Origin of the sequence: Streptomyces sp. NPDC001568, from assembly GCF_042893755.1 — a bacterium.
Taxonomy (GTDB): Bacteria; Actinomycetota; Actinomycetes; order Streptomycetales; family Streptomycetaceae; genus Streptomyces.
In genome coordinates, this window is record NZ_JBIAVF010000021.1 from 19,087 (window position 1) to 35,671 (window position 16,585).

Below are 16,585 nucleotides of genomic sequence, written 5' to 3' on the forward strand. Positions count from 1 at the left end.
ACGACGCGGGCGGCCTGAGCGATGCGCGTCATGCGTCCTGCGGGGCGCGTGTTCCGGCAGTTCTGCCGTCGATGGGCAGGGGGCGCGGCGACGGGGATCGCCGGGCCGGGACCGCCGGCGGGCGTTGTTCGTGCCTGACCGACGGCCCGTTGCCCAGTGTTCCGGGCCTAGTAGCCGTAGGCGGCGAGGGTTCCCTGGATGTTGGCGTCGAGGTCCCAATCGTTGTTGAACAGGTCGCTCCAGGCGGTCGCGGCGCCGGCGTGGCCGCCGGTCAGGGCGATGCCGTACTGCTCGATGGCCCCGTAGCCGGAGTACGCGCTCGGACTGACGTCGGTCCACGTGTTGGGGTCATTGGCCGTGGTGCCGTTCAGTGAACTGGACGTCCAACTCACGCTCACGACGTTCGACTTCGCGACAAGGCCGAGCTGGGTGTTGCCGCCGGCGTTCGCCGTCACCGCGCCGCGGACCTGGCTGATCCCCGATTCCAGGCGCACCTTGCACGCCGTGCCCGCGCTGTCGCACGCGCTTCCCCGGAACACGTTCTGGCCCGCCCCGCTGTCGGTCCACGTGAACCCGTTCTGTACCAGCGCCTGCTTGGACGCCGCGCCGAACGGTGCGGAAGCCGGGTCGGCGACCGCGATCCGGTTCCCACTCGTCGTCAGCCAGGTCACCACGCCCGGGATCGTCGTGGGCGCGCCGCCGGAGACCGGCGACGCGTCGCAGCGAGGCGACTGCGCCTTGCCGTTGCCGCTGCCGTTGGCGTCCGCGCCGAACGCCAACGGCGGGCTTCCGGCGTTGGACGGGTCATCGCCCTTGGTCGAACCTGCCCAGCTGCCGTTACAGCTGTAGATCGCCAGGCGCCCGACCGCTACGAGATGCTTGGATCCGGGGTCGCCGTTGCACTCGACGCTCGCGCTCGCCACGCACGTTCCGCCGGCCGAGGTCGGGATGACCGCGTCCACGTTGGCCTCGTCCGCCGACAGGAACGCGTCGATGTGCAAAGGCCCGTTGAGGCAGTTGTTCGAGGAGGAGGGATTGCACGTGGTGTAGGGGCCGGCGCTCTTCAGCTGCTGCCGCAGGCTTCCCGAGGTGATTCCGCGCATCGTCGACGTGTCGATCGCCGGCTTGTTCCAGAACCCGCCGATCTGCGATGCGGTGTTCGCCGTGAACGGCGTGAACGACTTGGTCGTCGCGATGTGACTCTTCATGTCCTTCAGGGCGGGATACATGTTGTTCGCGACACCCACCTCCGAATCCGTCGTGGCGAACGCTGCCGGTGCCGCGGCGGCGATCAGCGCCGTCGCGAGGGCACCCGCCGCGAACGCGTTCCGCACCCGTCGCATCGCGGTGCGGCCGGAGTGCGGAACGCTTCGAGCGCGGCTGGACCTTATGTGCATCTGCTACTCCTAGTCGATCTGGTGGGCGGCGGCTGCCGGAGGGGCACCCTGCTGGTGGGATCAGGCAAATGCCGGAAACTCATGGGCATCTGCGAGGTTTCCGGCATGAAGGTGCCGCACGCGCCTAGATGGTGCTCACGCGGAACGCCAGTAGTCAATCGTTGACAACCTCACGCGCTGTGGATGTAATGCACGTATCCAGACGGCGACGGGCCTGGCGGACGCATGTCGTCAGCCCGCTGCGGGACGCGAAGAAGGGGCTGGCGGCACGATGGGCAGAGGCGTGGTATGGCAGTGTTGAGCAGGCTGTCGGGCTCGCGCGCGATCAGGCGTGGTGTGGTGGTCCTCGCGGTGTTCGCGGTGGCGCTCGGCGTTGTGCTGTTCGTGCGCGGCGGGTCGGACGCACCGGCCCAGGCCCAGAGGCCGGAGCGCGAGTGGTGCACGCCGGGAACCCCGCGCAGCGGGCTCTGCCCGAACAACAAGCCCTTCGACGTCAAGGAATTCCTCACTCACGGCGACGCCTTCGATTGCCTGGGTTTCGCCAATCAGGCGGATGCCCAGGCGGTGCTGCGGGCCGACCCCGGCGATCCGAATCACCTCGATGACGGAGGGGGCGTCGCGTGCCGCGGATTGCCGGAACCGCGAGACACCACACCGGTTCCCCGGATCGCGCAGCAGTTCACGTGCGGTCCGCGCGACATCCGTAGTGGGCTCTGCCCACAGCCGGATCGCGCCTTCGAGGCTCGCTACTTCGTGCGCTACGGCAACGACGCCTACGACTGCCGGGACTTCGCCAGCCAAGCGGACGCGCAGGCCGTCCTGCGCTTCGCGCCGGCCGATCCGAATCAACTCGACGGTGACCGGAAGGGCATTGCGTGCCGAGACCTGCCGGGGCCCAAGGACGTCGAGCCCGTGCGACGGGGAACACCGTGACGCGGAAAGAGCCCGCGTGTGCGCTCGGGCTGAACCTGACCCATCGATCGAAGGAAGCCCCGACTGCCATGACACCGGACCATCGCCTGTTCCCCCTGCACACGAGACGCCAGGACGGTTTCACGCTCATCGAGTTGCTCGTGACCATCGTGATCCTGGGCGTCCTCTCCGCCATCGTGGTGGTCTCCGTCAGGGGCATCGGCGACAAGGGCCGCGGAAGCGCGGTCGCCGCGGACGCGGCGACCCTACGAACAGCGCAGGAGTCCTTCTGTGCGAAGCACGGACACTACGGGACGATCGAGGATCTGAAGACCGCCGGGCTGCTGGCCGGTGAGCCGGTCTACAACTTGTTGACGGTCGGCCAGGAGAACAAGTGCGGTCGGGGTGCGAAGTCGTCGTACACGCTGTACGACACCTCACCGACGGAGGGCGCGAAGGACACGATCAGGGTGGGCGCGGGTCCGGCCGACGTCGCGGTCGATGAGAAGACCAACCGCGTGTACGTCGCGTCCAGCGTCGGCAACAGCGTCACCGTGATCGACGGCCGGACGGACAAGGCGATCGGTGCTCCGATCGACGTCTCCGGCGCCGTGTCCAGCCCGGACCGGATCGCGGTCAACCCCAACACGGGGCAGGTCTACGTCGGGGGTACGGGAGGCGTCGCGATCATCGACACGGCCAAGGGCAATCAAGTGACCCGCGTCAGCGGCTACACGACGAAGGTCGGCGGTCTGGCCGTCTCTCCCGAGAACGGCGAGGTCTACGTCGGAGGCGGTTCGGACGTCAATTCGGCGGTGGCCTACATCGCGGCCGGTACCTCGACGGCGACACCGGTCCCTCTGCCTTCCGCGGGACTCGCGTACATAAGCGGCAGCATGAACTTCTCCTTCGACACCGCGCGCCACGCGGTGTACTTCGCGAAGCAGGGCATGGGCAAAGGCGTGAGCCTCAACATCGGTCTCTACGCCATCTCGTCGCAGACCCATCAGGCCAGGGTCGTGGCGGAGTTCCCGACGAAGTCGGGGTGCAACAGCAGCACTACCGGCCACGGGCACTTCACGCCCAACTCCGCCCGTGGCATCACGGCCTTCGATCCGAACCGCAACCTCGTCTACCTCCTCGCCGGTAGGTGTGTCGAGGACCTGAAGAGCCCCAACGGTACGAGGGCGGTCGGGACGACGATCGTCATCAATCCCGGCGACGGTGGTTCAACGACGATCGACGAACTGCCGGAGGCGCCCTACGGTGCCCAGTACGCGGTCTACAGTGCCTCGGCGGCGGCGGTCTTCATCTATGCCGGCGGCGGATCGTCACCGGAATGCGGCGCTTTCGGTGGCCGCATCAGCCGAATGGAAGGGAAGACGGTCACCGGGCAGGCGCCGGCCTGCAGAGGCTCGAATGCCATGGGGAACACGGCGCACAAGCTCGCCGTGCTGAAGAACTTCAACAGGGTCTTCAGCGCGCAGCTGTACGCCACCGACGCGCAGACCGGCAAGCAGGTCGCGCCCGGCGGCCTCGGGGTGACCGACGGCACCACACTGCTGACGCAAGCCACGCTCGGCGAGCCTCGCCATTTCGGCGCGCTGGCCGTGAACAACACCACGTCGAAGCTGTACGCGCTCAATCCGGCGGACGCAACGGTCGCGGTGTTCCGGACAGGATCGGCCTAGGACCATGCCAGAGCAGTCACGCAACCTCCACAAGAGCCGGGATCGCGGGCTACGACCGGGTCGTCGTACCTCCGTCGCGGCGGTCGGGGCGATCGCGGCGATCATGCTGACCGCGTGCGCCGGCCATGAGGCTCCGGGGCCCACGTTCGACGTCGCTCCCTATGTCAACAAGGGGCACGTGGTCGACTGCGAGGCCTTCAAGAGCCAGGCCGACGCGCAAGCGGTGCTGCGGGCGGACGCACTCGACCCGAACGGACTCGACCGGGACGGCGACGGCCTCGCGTGCCCGAACCTTCCCAAACCGACGGACAAGAAGCCGGTCCACCGCGACTTCATGACCGACGTGGACGGCGCGCCGATCATCGAGCCGATCAAACCGCCGCCGACGTAGCGACGGTGGAACTCGAGCCTCGGCTGCGAGCGTGTGCCGGTGCTCGCCGCATACGTCCGAAAATCCCGCCGGCCCACCCGCCGGCAGCACGTGGGCCCGGAAGGTCCGCACGGACCACCGGCCGGTCAGACGAGGTCGAGCAGTTCCGTGTGCACGGCGGCGGGGCCACGGTGCTCGTCGACGAGGTGGATCTGAAGGATCCAGTGGGCCCGCCGCCCCTCCTCCAGCGTCCGGCGCAAGGGGCGATCGTTGTCCGGACCGATGAAGTCCTCCGGCCGTGTCCCCTGCGCATGCGCGGCGGGCCCGGGGCCGGTCAGCCGACCGCAATGCCGGGCGGCCAGATTCCGGCCGGCCCCGGCCGCCAGGCCGCGGACCTTCGCGTACAGCTCGCGGCCGGTGATGGACGCGTCGGCCCGGAAGGCATCCCGGGCGCCGGAGGCCACGGTGGCCAGGTCGTGCACGAGGCGGCGCCGCACAAGGGCGTCGCCCAGGGCCACGGTCCGGGCGAAGCCCGTCTCGTACGGGGCCAACAGCGCCTCGAAGTCCAGTACGACCAGGTCCTGCGCGCCGATGACCCGTTCCGGCCACTGCCCGCCCACCACGGTGCTCGGCCACGACCGTACGAACCTACGGCGGACCCGGCTCGCCCGTACGCCGAACACCTCCCGGGCGATCAGGGCGATGCGGTTGTCGACCTCCTCCTCGCTGCGCCCGGGCTTGATCACCTGAGTGGCCATCACGTGCGCGAACAGACGCTGCGCCATGCGCTGGCCCTCCAGCAGGTGCAGGGCCCGCAGCCCCACGTCCATCCGGTCCAACGTCGCCATCGTGTGTCCTTGCTGTGAGCCCATGCTCGCGCCGCTTGCTGCCGCGCCCGCCGGCGTCCGGGCCGGCGCCCGAACCGGCCGTGGAGCGCCGGAGCGGGTCCGAGGCGGGGGTGGTGATCGACCGGCGTCAAGGGGGAGCCCTGACGGCCTGGCCGAACCTAACAGCGTCTGCCTGCGCGGCATCACCGGTTGATCATCCAGTGCTCGCCCGATATGGGCAGCCTGCGCTGGTCCGTCGTACAGGGGCAGCGGGCGCGACAACGGTGATCACGCCGCCGCCCCCCCGCTGCGGTGTCCGATCCGGCCGCAACGGCTCGGCCCGCGCGGCTCGGGCGCCTCGGGCGGCACGGAGGGGCAACCGGTGTCCGGTATTCCGCACCTTGGCGACGTTATGTACGCGCCATTCCCGCGCCCGGGGCGCTTCGGCGCGGCCGGTCGTCGCGCGCCCCCTCGTGAACCGTGCGTGGGCTGGTCGTACACGGTGCGTGGTCATTGCTCACAGGTTCGCCGGAGAGCCTTCACGGGGCGCACACTTCTGGCCGTTCCGCGCCCGCGTGCGCCTGCTGGGGGCAGACGGCGCGCGAGCCGTCGTCCTAGCCTCCCGGGCCATGCGATCACCTCTGAAGAGTCGCCTCGGCCTCGCCGGCGTCCTCGCCTTCGTCCTGGCCCTGTTCGGACTCGCCCCCGCGGCGAGCGCCGACCCGGCGCCGGCCGCCCTGACGTTCACCACGAACGCCGCCACCGTCACCCCCGGCGGCACGGTGAACCTCTCGATGACGCTCACCAACAACAAGACCTACGACATCTGGTTCGTCTACCAGTCGATCGCGCCGACCTGGCTCACCACCCAGCGCGCGGACCTGAAGTACAGCTTCACCGGGTGCAGCGTGGCGACCCCGACCGGCGCCGCCTCCTGTTCCGGCGTCGGCCCGTCCGACCTCGGCGGCAACTACGGCGCGACGATCGCTCCCGGTCAGAGCCGCACCGTGACCCTGACCCTCCAGGTGGCCGCCGACTCCGGTTGCAACGGCAACATAGGTTTCTACTCCTACTACTACGCCGAGTTCAGCGACAGTTCGAGCACCAGTGCCGGCCCCGTGTACACGCCCGAGACCAGGGTGCTCTGCGCCTGACGCCCGGTTCCGGTTCCCCGTCCGAGCGGTGGCTTGAAACTGCTGGATCCCATCGGTGACGTGGTCCGAACCATCAGGGCGGGGCGTCGGCGGGCCGACTCGGTCCGCCGATGCCCCACCCGGCTCCGGACCGGCGCCCAAGGCCGACCGGAGCCTCGGCGCATGGGGCGACAGAACGGCGTGGAAGGGCAACTCAACCCCGATCGAGTCCAGTTGGTTACCTGTGTTTTTCCGTCGGTTTTCGCGACATCCCCACGAAAGCTACACAGGTGCATCACTATGTGACCCGACGGATGCGTCGACGACTGGTTTCTGAGGGGGACACCGGCGTCGCGCACTTGGGGGGCGTCCGCTTCGTGCGAGCCGCGCTGCCCCCTGCCCGGGGAGGGGACAACACCGCATGAAGCGAAGCATACGCACCGCCGCGTTATCGGTGGGCGCGCTCATCGCAGCCTTCGGCCTGCCGGCCGGCACGGCACAAGCCGACACCACAACACCGCGCGTGGACTTGCGCGTTCTGGTCGTGACCGACGGCGGTCCGGCCGTCCAGGCCATCGCGGCCGAGCTGGAATCGGCGGGCACGCCGTATACGCAGGTCGACCTCACGCGGTCGGACCGGCCCACCATCGACCCGGCCTTCCTGGCCGACACCGTGGACGGCCGGCCGCGCGCCAAGTACCAGGCGGTCGTCCTGCCCAACGACAACCCCTTCGCGGCGGGTTCCGCCGAGATGACGGCCCTGGCCGCCTACGAACAGACGTACGCGATCCCGCAGGTCGACGCCTACACCTACGCCCGACCCCAGGTCGGCCTCCAGTACTTCGTCCCCGGCGGGTACGCGGGCAGCGTCGACGGAGTCCGGGCCGCGGTCACCGCCGCCGGTCAGGCGGGCCCGTTCGGCTACCTCGACGGGGCGGTGCCCTTCGAGGACAACTCGCCCACGGTCGGAGAGAGTTACGCCTACCTCGCACAGCCCGCCGCCGGAGCGGACTTCACCACGTACGTCGACGCTCCCATCCCGGGCACGGCCCGGCGCGGCTCGCTGGTCGGCGAGTACCGGCACGACGGGCGACGCGAACTCGTCGTGACCTTCGTCTACAACCGCTACCAGCAGCAGTACCGACTGCTGGCCCGTGGCATCGTCGAGTGGATGACCGGCGGAGTGCACCTGGGCGCCTCCCGCAACTACTTCTCCGTCCACGTCGACGACGTGTTCGCAGCCGACGACCGCTGGGACACCCAGCTCAACTGCACCCCCGGCGACGTGGACTGCGCGGCCGGCGCCGGCACGCCCAACCCGATCCGGATGACCGCCGCCGACGCCGAGTACGCCAGGACCTGGCAGGCCGGACGGGGCATCACGCTCGACATGGTCTACAACGGGGCCGGCAGCCTCGACCAGCGCGAGGACAACAACGGCGTCGACGCACTGGCCGACAAGCTCCAGGCCGACCGCGCCCAATTCCGTTGGATCAACCACACCTACACGCACGCCTTCCTCGGCTGCGAGCAGGACACCGGCGTGGTGCCCTGGCGGTGCGCCACCAACGCCAACGGCTCCACCAAGTGGATCAGCCGCAACGCCATCGACGACGAGATCGCCCTCAACCGGGTCTGGGGCCAGAACTTCGGACTGCCCCTGCAGAACGACGAACTGGTCACCGGCGAACACTCGGGCATGGCCGTCCTGCCCCAACAGCCGCAGGACAACCCGAACCTGGCGCCCTCCCTCACCGGCAACGGCGTCAAGTGGCTCGCCTCGGACAACTCCCGCGACCCCGAGCAGCGCCAGATCGGCTCGGCCTCCACCGTCGCCCGCTACCCGATGAACGTCTACTACAACGTCGGCACGGCCGCCGAAGCGGTGGACGAGTACAACTGGATCTACACCTCCCGGGCCCAGGGCGGCAGCGGCATCTGCGAGGACCACGCGGACACCACCACCTGCCTCACCGCACCCCTCGACACCACCACCGGCTACGCCACCCGGATCGTGCCGACCGAGATCGGCACCGCGCTCGGGCACGTGCTCGCCAACGACCCGAAGCCGCACTTCATCCACCAGTCCAACCTGGCCGAGGAACGCCTCGCCTACCCGGTGCTGAGCGGGGTCGTCGACGGCTACGACGCGCTGTTCGCGGCCAACACCCCGCTGGTGAACGAGCGGATGCGGGACATCGGCGTCGAACTGAAGCGCCGCGGCGCCTGGAAGAGCGCCGTCCAGGCGGGCCAGGTCACCGCCCACCGGGTGGGCGACACCGTCACCGTCCTGGCACCCAGCGGCCTCGACGTCACCGCGAGCCTGCCCACCGGCACCCAGCGGGGCGGCGCCGCCTACGGCACCCCCTACGCGGGCCGGGTCTCCGGCTGGACCGCCTCGACCGGCACGCCGCTCACCCTCACCCTGCCGTCGTCGGCGCCCGCGGCCCCGTCCGCGGTGGCCGCCGCCCACCCGGCACCCGCGACGGCGCCGGCACCCGGCACGCCCGTCCCGCCGGCCGTGCGCGAGGGCGCCGAGGACACCGCCCGGCGCTGAACCCGCGTCCGCCGGTCCGGGCCGCCTCCGCGGCCCGGACCGGTCCGACCACCCCCACCACACTGGCCGTGGAGCCCACCCATGCACGTTCACCACGGCGCGCGCCGACGGCATGCGACGCACGTCACCCTCCTTACCGAAGGCACCTATCCCCACAGTCACGGCGGCGTCAGCGTCTGGTGCGATCAACTCGTCCAGGGCATGCCTGACGTCGACTTCGAGGTCATAGCCGTCACCGGCACCGGCCGCGAACCCTTGGTCTGGGACCTGCCCGGGCACGTCCTGGGCGTCAGCACCGTCCCGATGTGGGGCCCCGCCCCGGAGGGTCGCGCCCCCCGCGGGCGCGGCCACCGCCGACTGTCCGGCGCCTACGAACAGTTCCTGACCGCCCTCCTCGACCCCTGCGCCGAAGCCGGGTTCGCCCCCGCGCTCTACACGATGGCGCGGGCCGCCGCCGATGGCGTACTGAGTCCGTTCCTGCGGAGCGACCACGCCATCGCCGTCCTCGCGGCGGTCTGGAACCGCCCCGGGTACGCCGTGCGCGAGGCCCGACCGACCCTGCACGACGCGCTCACCGCGACCTCCCTGCTGGAACACGCCCTGCGGCCCCTGGCCGCCCCGCTCCCGGAGCACGGCGTGGCCCACGCGGTCAGCGGCGGCGTCGCCGCACTCCCGGGACTCGCCGCGCTGGAGCGGCACGGGGTCCCGTTGCTGCTGACCGAACACGGCGTCTACCTGCGCGAGCGCTACCTCGGCTACCGCACCGCGCCCTACCGCTGGCCGGTGAAGGCCGTCGTCCTCGGCTTCTTCCGGCTGCTCGCCGAGGAGAGCTACAGGCGGGCCGCCCTCGTCACCCCCGGCAACCGCTACAACCGGTTGTGGGAGGAACAGGGCGGCGCCGACCCGCAGGCCATCCGTACCGTCTACAACGGCGTCGACCCCGCGGCCTTCCCGCCCGCCGGGCCGGAACCGCAGGCACCGACCCTCAGCTGGGCCGGCCGGGTCGACCCGATCAAGGACCTGGAGACCCTGATCCGGGCCTTCGCCCTGGTCCGCGCACGCGTGCCCGATGCCCGACTGCGCCTGTTCGGCGGGACCCCGCGCGGCGGGGAGGCCTACCGGGAGCGGTGCGAGACCCTTGCCCGTGACCTCGGACACGCCGACGCGGTCACCTTCGAGGGCCGGGTCGACGACATCAAGGACGCCTACGCGGCCGGCAACGTCGTGATGCTGTCCAGCATCAGTGAGGGCTTCCCGTTCACCCTCATCGAGGCCATGTCCTGCGGACGGGCGACGGTGTCCACCGACGTGGGCGGCGTACGCGAAGCGGTCGGCGAGGCGGGCCTGGTGGTCCCGCCGCGCGATCCGCAGGCCATGGCCGACGCCGCCCTGGAACTGCTGGGCGACCCCCGGCGCCGCGCCGACATGGGCGAGGCGGCCCGGCTGCGGGTCATCGAACAGTTCACCCTGCGCCAGACCATCGACACCTTCCGCTCCATCTATCTGGAACTCCCCGAACTCGACCGCACCCCGCGCACCCGTAGCCTCACCCGGGTCCCGCGTGTCCGGGCGACCGCCGACGTACGCACACCCGAGCCCGCGACCGCGCCGCCGGCGCCCGTGGTCCTCACCGCCGTGTCCGTCGCCGACGGCCGCTCGCGCCGCTACGAACGGGCCCGCCCCTCCGTACCGCCCTCGTGGGCCCAGGACCCCGGCGCGCAACCCGCACACGAGGCCGGCATCTCCGCGGCCACCGGCACGGGGAGCCGCGCCGGATGAGCGGGCCCATGTCACTCGAACCCGGCGGAACCAACCAGGACACGCTGGCGCTGAGGCTGGCGGACACCGCCGCGCGTCCGCCCCGCAGGCTGTGGGCGGAAACCACCCTGACCCTGAGGCTGCCCGGCCCCGACGAGGAGGCGGTCAACCAGCTCGCCGCCGAACTGGCCGACCGCGTCGGCCCGGCCGTCCACCCGTACGAGGTGGCCGCCCTGTTGGAGGCCGAAGGCCTCTCCGCCGAGGTGATCCGGGAACGCTACGGACACCCCAACATCTTCTCCCTGGCGGCGGCGCTGTACGAGCGGGTGCCCCGGGTCTTCCCGGAGCCCGCCCGTACCCCGGACCCGTGGCGGCCCGACACCGTACGGTGCCTGCTGCGCGGTCTGCTGTTCGCCCTGCCCGGGCTGGCCTACCTGCTCACCGCCCCGCTCTGGAACCCGGGCCGACACGCCACCGGGCTCGTCGTCGCGGGCATCGTCTCCTGGGCCTGGGGCCAGGCCCTCGGACACCGGGCCTACCTGAGGATGGTGGCCGGACAGCGGGAGGCCGCCCGCACGCTGCTGATCGGCACGCCCGTCGGAGCCGCCCTCGCCACGGCAGCCGCCGCGGCGGCTGCCGGCGGTGGCGGGGCGGCCACCGGAGCCGCCGCCGCCCAGTCGCTCTACCTGGGCGCCGCCGGCATCCTGCTGGTCCTGGGACGCGAGCGACTCCTCCTGCTCGCGCTCACCCCGCTCATCGCCGGCGGCGCCGTACTGCCGTGGTGGGAACCGGGAACCCTGTTGCGGGCGGGGCTCCCGGCCGCCGCGCTCCTGGCGACGGGAGCCGCCGTCGCCCGGGCGCTGCGCGCCGCGTACGCCGCCCCGGCCGCCGCCGCCGGGGGCGAACGGCCGCCGTTGCGCCGGTCGTTGCCGTACGGGCTCTTCGGTCTGGGGGCGGCGCTGCTCGTGCTGTTGGAGGGGCGGGCCGAACCGTACGCCGTCATCGCGCTGACCGTGAGCATGGGCCCCGCCGAATGGCTGCTGTACCGCTTCCGCGGCCTGTCCGTCACCGCCCTCGGCGCGGCCGCGACCCCCGCCGGGTTCCTGCTGCGGTCGGCCGGGGTCCTCGGCCTCTGTCTGACCGGCTACCTCCTGCTCCTGCTGCCCGTGGCCCTGCTGACCGGGGCCGGCCCCGCCGCACTGCTGCTGCTCGCCGCCACCCTGTGGACCGCGCTGCTGCTCCAGGCCTTCGGGGTGGCCTGGCCGCCGGCGGTCATCTGCCTGGCGGCCGCCGGCGCCGCCGGCGCCGCCGCCCTGCTGGCGCCCGCGTCCGGAGCGGGGGTCCTCACCCTGGCCTGCGGCTTTGCCGCGGCGGCCCTGGCCGGATGCACCGTGTGGATCCTCGGACGCCCGGCCCGGCACGCCTGACGGCCCGGCGTGGCGCCACACCCGCCCACCACGCACGCCCGTACGACCTTCCAACGAAACGGAAAGGCACACCAGTTGACCTCCGCACCGCTCGCCGCCGTCACCGGGGCCGAGGGCTTCATCGGCTCTCACCTCACCGAAGCCCTGGTCTCCCGGGGCTACCGGGTCCGCGCCATGGCCCAGTACAACTCCTTCTCCTCGTACGGGTGGTTGGAGACACTGGCCCCGGACGTCCTCGACCAGGTGGAGATCGTCCTCGGCGACGTCCGGGACCCCGGATCCGTCCGAGGGCTCCTCGAAGGCGCTGACGCCGCCTACCACTTGGCCGCGCTCATCGCGATCCCGTACTCCTATCGGGCACCGCACAGCTACGTCGACACCAACGTCACCGGAACCCTCAACGTCCTGGAGGCCGTCCGCGCGCTCGGCACGCCCCGCCTGGTGCACACCTCGACCAGCGAGACGTACGGCACCGCGCAGACCGTCCCCATCACCGAGGACCACCCCATCAACACCCAGTCCCCGTACGCCGCTTCGAAGGCGGGAGGCGACCGGCTGGCCGACAGCTACCACGCCAGCTTCGACACCCCCGTGGTCACCCTCAGGCCGTTCAACACCTACGGCCCGCGCCAGTCGATGCGCGCGGTGATCCCCACCGTCATCGGCCAGGTCGCCGCCGGGGAACGCGTCATCACCCTCGGAGACCTGCGCCCCACCCGCGACTTCAGCTTCGTCAAGGACACCGCGCAGGCCTTCCTCGCCGCGGGCACCGCCCCCGCCGAGCGCGTCGTGGGGCGCACCTTCAACTCCGGTACCGGCGGCGAGATCTCCGTCGCCGACCTGGTCACGCTGATCGGCAAGGTCATGGACGTCCCGATCGAGGTGCGCGAGGACGACGAACGGATCCGACCGGCCGCCTCCGAGGTCATGCGCCTGGTCGCCGACGCGAGCCGACTCACCGCCGCCACCGGCTGGCAGCCCGAACACACCCTGGAGGAGGGACTCGCGCACACCGTCGAGTTCTTCCGCGACCCGGCCAACCTGGCCCGCTACAAGACCGGCATCTACAACATCTGACCCGCACGCGTTCCGCCGACGATCCACACATCCCCACGTCACTCAACTCATCGTCCCCCCACGCAATCCAAGGAGGAGACCCATGTACGCAGTGATCCTGGCGGGCGGCAAGGGCGTCCGGCTGCGGCCCTACACCACGGCCCTGCCCAAGCCCCTCGTGCCCATCGGTGACCAGCACGCGATCCTGGAGATCGTGCTGCGTCAGCTCTCTACGGCCGGATTCACCCGCTGCACCATAGCCATCGGCCACCTGGGCGAGATCATCCGGGCCTACGTCGGCGACGGCTCCCAGTGGGGCATGAACATCGACTACGCCACGGAGGAGAGCCCCCTCGGCACCATGGGTCCCCTGCTCAACCTGCGCGACCGGCTCCCCGAGCACTTCCTCGTGATGAACGGCGACGTGCTCACCGACCTCGACTACGCCGACGTGCTGCACCGGCACGAGGAATCGGGGGCGCCGCTGACCATCGCGACGTACCCGAGAAAGGTCCACATCGACTTCGGAGTGCTCACCACCGACGCCAGCCGTGTGGTGGCCTTCACCGAGAAGCCCAGCATGGACTACCACGTCTCCATGGGCGTCTACGGCCTCAGCCGCTCCACCCTCGACCACTACACCCCCGGGCTGCCGCTCGGATTCGACGAACTCGTACTGGACCTGCTGGCCTCCCAGAACCTCCCGCAGTCCTACGCGTTCGACGGCTACTGGCTCGACATCGGTCGTCCCGACGACTACGACAGGGCCAACGCCGAGTTCACCAGCCGCAAGTCCTTGCTGCTCAAGGGAGCCTGACCACCTCATGCGCATTCTCGTCCTGGGCCGAACCGGCTACCTGGGCGCCCATGTCGTCGACCGCCTGCGCGCCCTCCCGGGCGCGCGGGTGTTCGACGGCGGTCGCTCACCCGACGCCGACTTCGGCGTCGACCTCGCCGCCGATCGGCCCGAACGGCTCGCGGGCGTCCTCGCCGCGGCCGCACCCGACGCGGTCGTCAACTGCGCGGGCGCGACCGGCGGGGACGCCGTGACGCTGGCCGAGGTCAACGCCCGCGGCCCCGCCGTACTGTGCGCCGCCCTCCGGGTGGCGGCGCCCCGGGCCCGCCTGGTCCACCTCGGCTCGGCCGCCGAGTACGGGCCCGGCGAACCCGACACCCGGGTGGCGGAATCGGCGGCCACCCGTCCGGTCACCCCGTACGGCGCCACCAAACTGGCCGGCACCGTCGCCATCGCCTCCTCCGGACTGGACGGCGTCGTCCTGCGGGTGGGCAACCCGGTCGGGCCCGGCGCCCCGCCCAGCGGACTGCCCGGACGGATCGCCGCCCTGTTGCGCGACGCCGGAACGGACCCCGAAGCGGTGCTGCGGCTCGGCGACCTCTCCGCGCACCGAGACTTCGTGGACGTACGCGACGTCGCGCACGCGGTGGCCCTCGCGGTCACCGCGCCCGGTTCGCTGCCCCCCGTACTGAACATCGGCGCCGGCCGTGCCGTGCCGGTCCGCGAACTGGTCCGGGTCCTGGCCGAGCGAGCGGGCTTCCGCGGCCGGATCGAGGAGGACTCGGGCGGATCCGCCCGATCGGCCCAGGTGTCCTGGCAGTGCTCCGACATCACCGCCGCCGACGAGGCCCTCGGCTGGCGTCCCGTCCACGCGCTCGGCGACGCGCTCGCCACGCTGTGGGCCGCCACCGGGGCGGGATCCCGAACACCATGACGCTGCTCGTACCACTGTACGTCCACCCCGCGGAGGACCCGGGCGCCTGGCACCGCCTCATCACCGGCGCCTCCGCGACCTACGGGGTGGTGATCAACCCGGGCGACGGGCCGGGGGAGCGCCCCGACCCGGCGTTCACCGCGGCAGCGGCCGCCCTGCGCACCGCCGGCGCCCGCCTCCTCGGCTACGTGGACACCGCGTACGGGGAGCGCGGCCCGGCCGAGGTCGTCCACGAGATGATCCGCCACCAGAAGTGGTACGGCGCCCACGGCGCCTTCCTGGACCGGGTGGCCGCGACGCCGAAGGAACTTCCCGCCACCCGCCGCCTGGTCCGCTCGCTGCGCCGGCTGGGCGCGACACCCGTGGTCCTGAACCCGGGCGTCCATCCGGCGGCCGGTTACGTGCGCCTCGCCGATCTGACCGTCACCTTCGAGGGCCACTGGTCGACGTACGTCTCGGCGTTCACCCAACCCGCCTGGACGGCGCGCCATGCCCCCGAGCGGTTCTGTCACCTCGTCTACGGGGTGCCCGAAGCACTGGTCCCGCTCGCCGTGCGCACCGCGCGCGAGCGCGGAGCGGCCGTATCGGGACCGGTCACGGGCGAACTCCCCAACCCATGGAAACAGTTGACCCCCGCACTCCCCGGGATGGAACGATGAGCCGTACCCTGTCGACCCGCCTGGGCCTCCTGGCCCTCGTGACCGCCCTGGCCCTCACGGGCTGCTCCGGCGCGAACGACGACGATGACGACGACGGCGCACCGGACCCGTCCGGGCCCACGGCGACCCGTGACCCGGCGCCCGACCCGCCCGCCGGCTCCTCCGCGCCCCCGTCCCCGTCCGCGTCACCGCCATCGGCGTCGGGGAGCGCGACGCCCCCGCCCGGTACGCCGTCCGGCTCCGCGGCCCCGGGGACGACACCGGCCCCGGGGGACCAGGCCGCGTCCCGTTGGAAACCACAACCCGGTCTGGCCTGGCAATGGCAGCTCGACGGCCGCTCCGACCCCTCGGTCGACGTTCCCGTGTACGACATCGACGGCTTCGAGAACACGGCGGCCGACGTGGCCCGGCTGCACCGGGACGGCCGCAAGGTGATCTGCTACGTCAACGTCGGTGCCTGGGAGGACTTCCGACCCGACCACACCGCCTTCCCCACCGTCCTCCTCGGGGAGCCCAACGGCTGGAAGGGCGAGAAGTGGTTGGACATCCGGCGGATCGACCTGCTCCGTCCGATCATGGAACGGCGCTTCGACATGTGCCGCGACAAGGGCTTCGACGCGGTCGAACCCGACCTGATGGAGGGCTACGGCAACAAGACCGGTTTCCCGCTGACCGCCGACCATCAACTCGCCTACAACCGGATGATCGCGGAGATCGCCCACGCGCGCGGACTGTCCGTCGGACTCAAGAACGACCTGCCGCAGATCCCGCAACTGGTGGACCACTTCGACTTCGCGGTCAACGAGGAGTGCGCCCAGTTCGACGAGTGCGACCGGCTCACCCCTTTCATCGCGGCCGGCAAGGCCGTGTTCCACGTCGAATACGAGGGATCCACCTCGGGATTCTGTGGCGAGTCGCGCCGCCTCAAACTGTCGTCGATGCTGAAGAAGTTGGAGCTGGACACCTGGCGCAAACCCTGCTGAACGAGGGAACCTCAGCGGGTTCTCTCCCCCCGGCGGCTCGGCCGCCGGGGCGGGTGGCGAGGGTTCGCGGTCACCCGCCGCGAGG

General features: G+C 71.4%; 14 protein-coding genes. 12 read left to right on the plus strand and 2 right to left on the minus strand.

Features of this window, described 5'->3' with window-relative positions; translation table 11 throughout:
- Positions 1–167: 167 nt before the first annotated feature.
- Complete coding sequence (locus ACFY0I_RS32195; RefSeq protein ID WP_388902557.1) at positions 168–1,343, minus strand: hypothetical protein; 1,176 nt, start codon at positions 1,341–1,343, stop codon at positions 168–170.
- Positions 1,344–1,685: 342 nt separating this feature from the next.
- Between ACFY0I_RS32195 and ACFY0I_RS32200 the strand changes: the two genes are divergently transcribed.
- From ACFY0I_RS32200 to ACFY0I_RS32210, 3 genes are all read left to right on the plus strand, one after another.
- Positions 1,686–2,330, plus strand: a complete 645-nt coding sequence (locus ACFY0I_RS32200; RefSeq protein WP_388902350.1) for a hypothetical protein — start codon at positions 1,686–1,688, stop codon at positions 2,328–2,330.
- Positions 2,331–2,398: 68 nt separating this feature from the next.
- Positions 2,399–4,000, plus strand: a complete 1,602-nt coding sequence (locus tag ACFY0I_RS32205) for a prepilin-type N-terminal cleavage/methylation domain-containing protein (RefSeq protein WP_388902351.1) — start codon at positions 2,399–2,401, stop codon at positions 3,998–4,000.
- A gap of 4 nt (positions 4,001–4,004) precedes the next feature.
- On the plus strand, positions 4,005–4,391 hold the full coding sequence (locus ACFY0I_RS32210) for an excalibur calcium-binding domain-containing protein (protein WP_388902353.1): 387 nt from the start codon (positions 4,005–4,007) through the stop codon (positions 4,389–4,391).
- Positions 4,392–4,516: 125 nt separating this feature from the next.
- Here ACFY0I_RS32210 and ACFY0I_RS32215 read toward each other — a convergent pair whose 3' ends face one another.
- Positions 4,517–5,218 carry a M24 family metallopeptidase gene (locus ACFY0I_RS32215; protein WP_388902355.1) on the minus strand — a complete coding sequence of 234 codons (702 nt, stop codon included), beginning with the start codon at positions 5,216–5,218 and terminating at the stop codon, positions 4,517–4,519.
- 608 nt (positions 5,219–5,826) lie between these two features.
- Between ACFY0I_RS32215 and ACFY0I_RS32220 the strand changes: the two genes are divergently transcribed.
- The 9 genes from ACFY0I_RS32220 to ACFY0I_RS32260 all read left to right on the plus strand — a co-directional run bounded on the left by ACFY0I_RS32220 (position 5,827) and on the right by ACFY0I_RS32260 (position 16,500).
- Positions 5,827–6,351, plus strand: a complete 525-nt coding sequence (locus ACFY0I_RS32220; RefSeq protein WP_281210893.1) for a hypothetical protein — start codon at positions 5,827–5,829, stop codon at positions 6,349–6,351.
- A 400-nt stretch (positions 6,352–6,751) separates the two neighbouring features.
- A complete protein-coding gene (locus ACFY0I_RS32225; protein WP_388902357.1) occupies positions 6,752–8,887 on the plus strand; it encodes a hypothetical protein in 2,136 nt (711 codons plus the stop codon).
- An 81-nt stretch (positions 8,888–8,968) separates the two neighbouring features.
- Complete coding sequence (gene pelF, locus ACFY0I_RS32230; protein WP_388902359.1) at positions 8,969–10,666, plus strand: GT4 family glycosyltransferase PelF; 1,698 nt, start codon at positions 8,969–8,971, stop codon at positions 10,664–10,666.
- Positions 10,663–12,072, plus strand: coding sequence for a hypothetical protein (locus tag ACFY0I_RS32235; RefSeq protein ID WP_388902361.1), 1,410 nt, complete (start codon positions 10,663–10,665; stop codon positions 12,070–12,072). The genes pelF and ACFY0I_RS32235 overlap by 4 nt, the downstream gene beginning before the upstream one ends.
- Positions 12,073–12,147: 75 nt before the next feature.
- Positions 12,148–13,149, plus strand: a complete 1,002-nt coding sequence (locus tag ACFY0I_RS32240) for a GDP-mannose 4,6-dehydratase (protein ID WP_388902363.1) — start codon at positions 12,148–12,150, stop codon at positions 13,147–13,149.
- An 82-nt stretch (positions 13,150–13,231) separates the two neighbouring features.
- Complete coding sequence (locus ACFY0I_RS32245) at positions 13,232–13,945, plus strand: NDP-sugar synthase (protein WP_388902365.1); 714 nt, start codon at positions 13,232–13,234, stop codon at positions 13,943–13,945.
- Between the two features lie 7 nt (positions 13,946–13,952).
- A complete protein-coding gene (locus tag ACFY0I_RS32250) occupies positions 13,953–14,858 on the plus strand; it encodes an NAD-dependent epimerase/dehydratase family protein (protein ID WP_388902366.1) in 906 nt (301 codons plus the stop codon).
- Positions 14,855–15,517 (plus strand): spherulation-specific family 4 protein, encoded by a 663-nt coding sequence (locus tag ACFY0I_RS32255; protein WP_388902368.1) that lies wholly within the window; start codon positions 14,855–14,857, stop codon positions 15,515–15,517. The genes ACFY0I_RS32250 and ACFY0I_RS32255 overlap by 4 nt, the downstream gene beginning before the upstream one ends.
- The gene (locus tag ACFY0I_RS32260) at positions 15,514–16,500 is read left to right on the plus strand and encodes an endo alpha-1,4 polygalactosaminidase (protein WP_388902370.1); all 987 of its coding nucleotides are present in this window, start codon (positions 15,514–15,516) and stop codon (positions 16,498–16,500) included. The genes ACFY0I_RS32255 and ACFY0I_RS32260 overlap by 4 nt, the downstream gene beginning before the upstream one ends.
- The last annotated feature ends 85 nt before the right edge of the window (positions 16,501–16,585 follow it).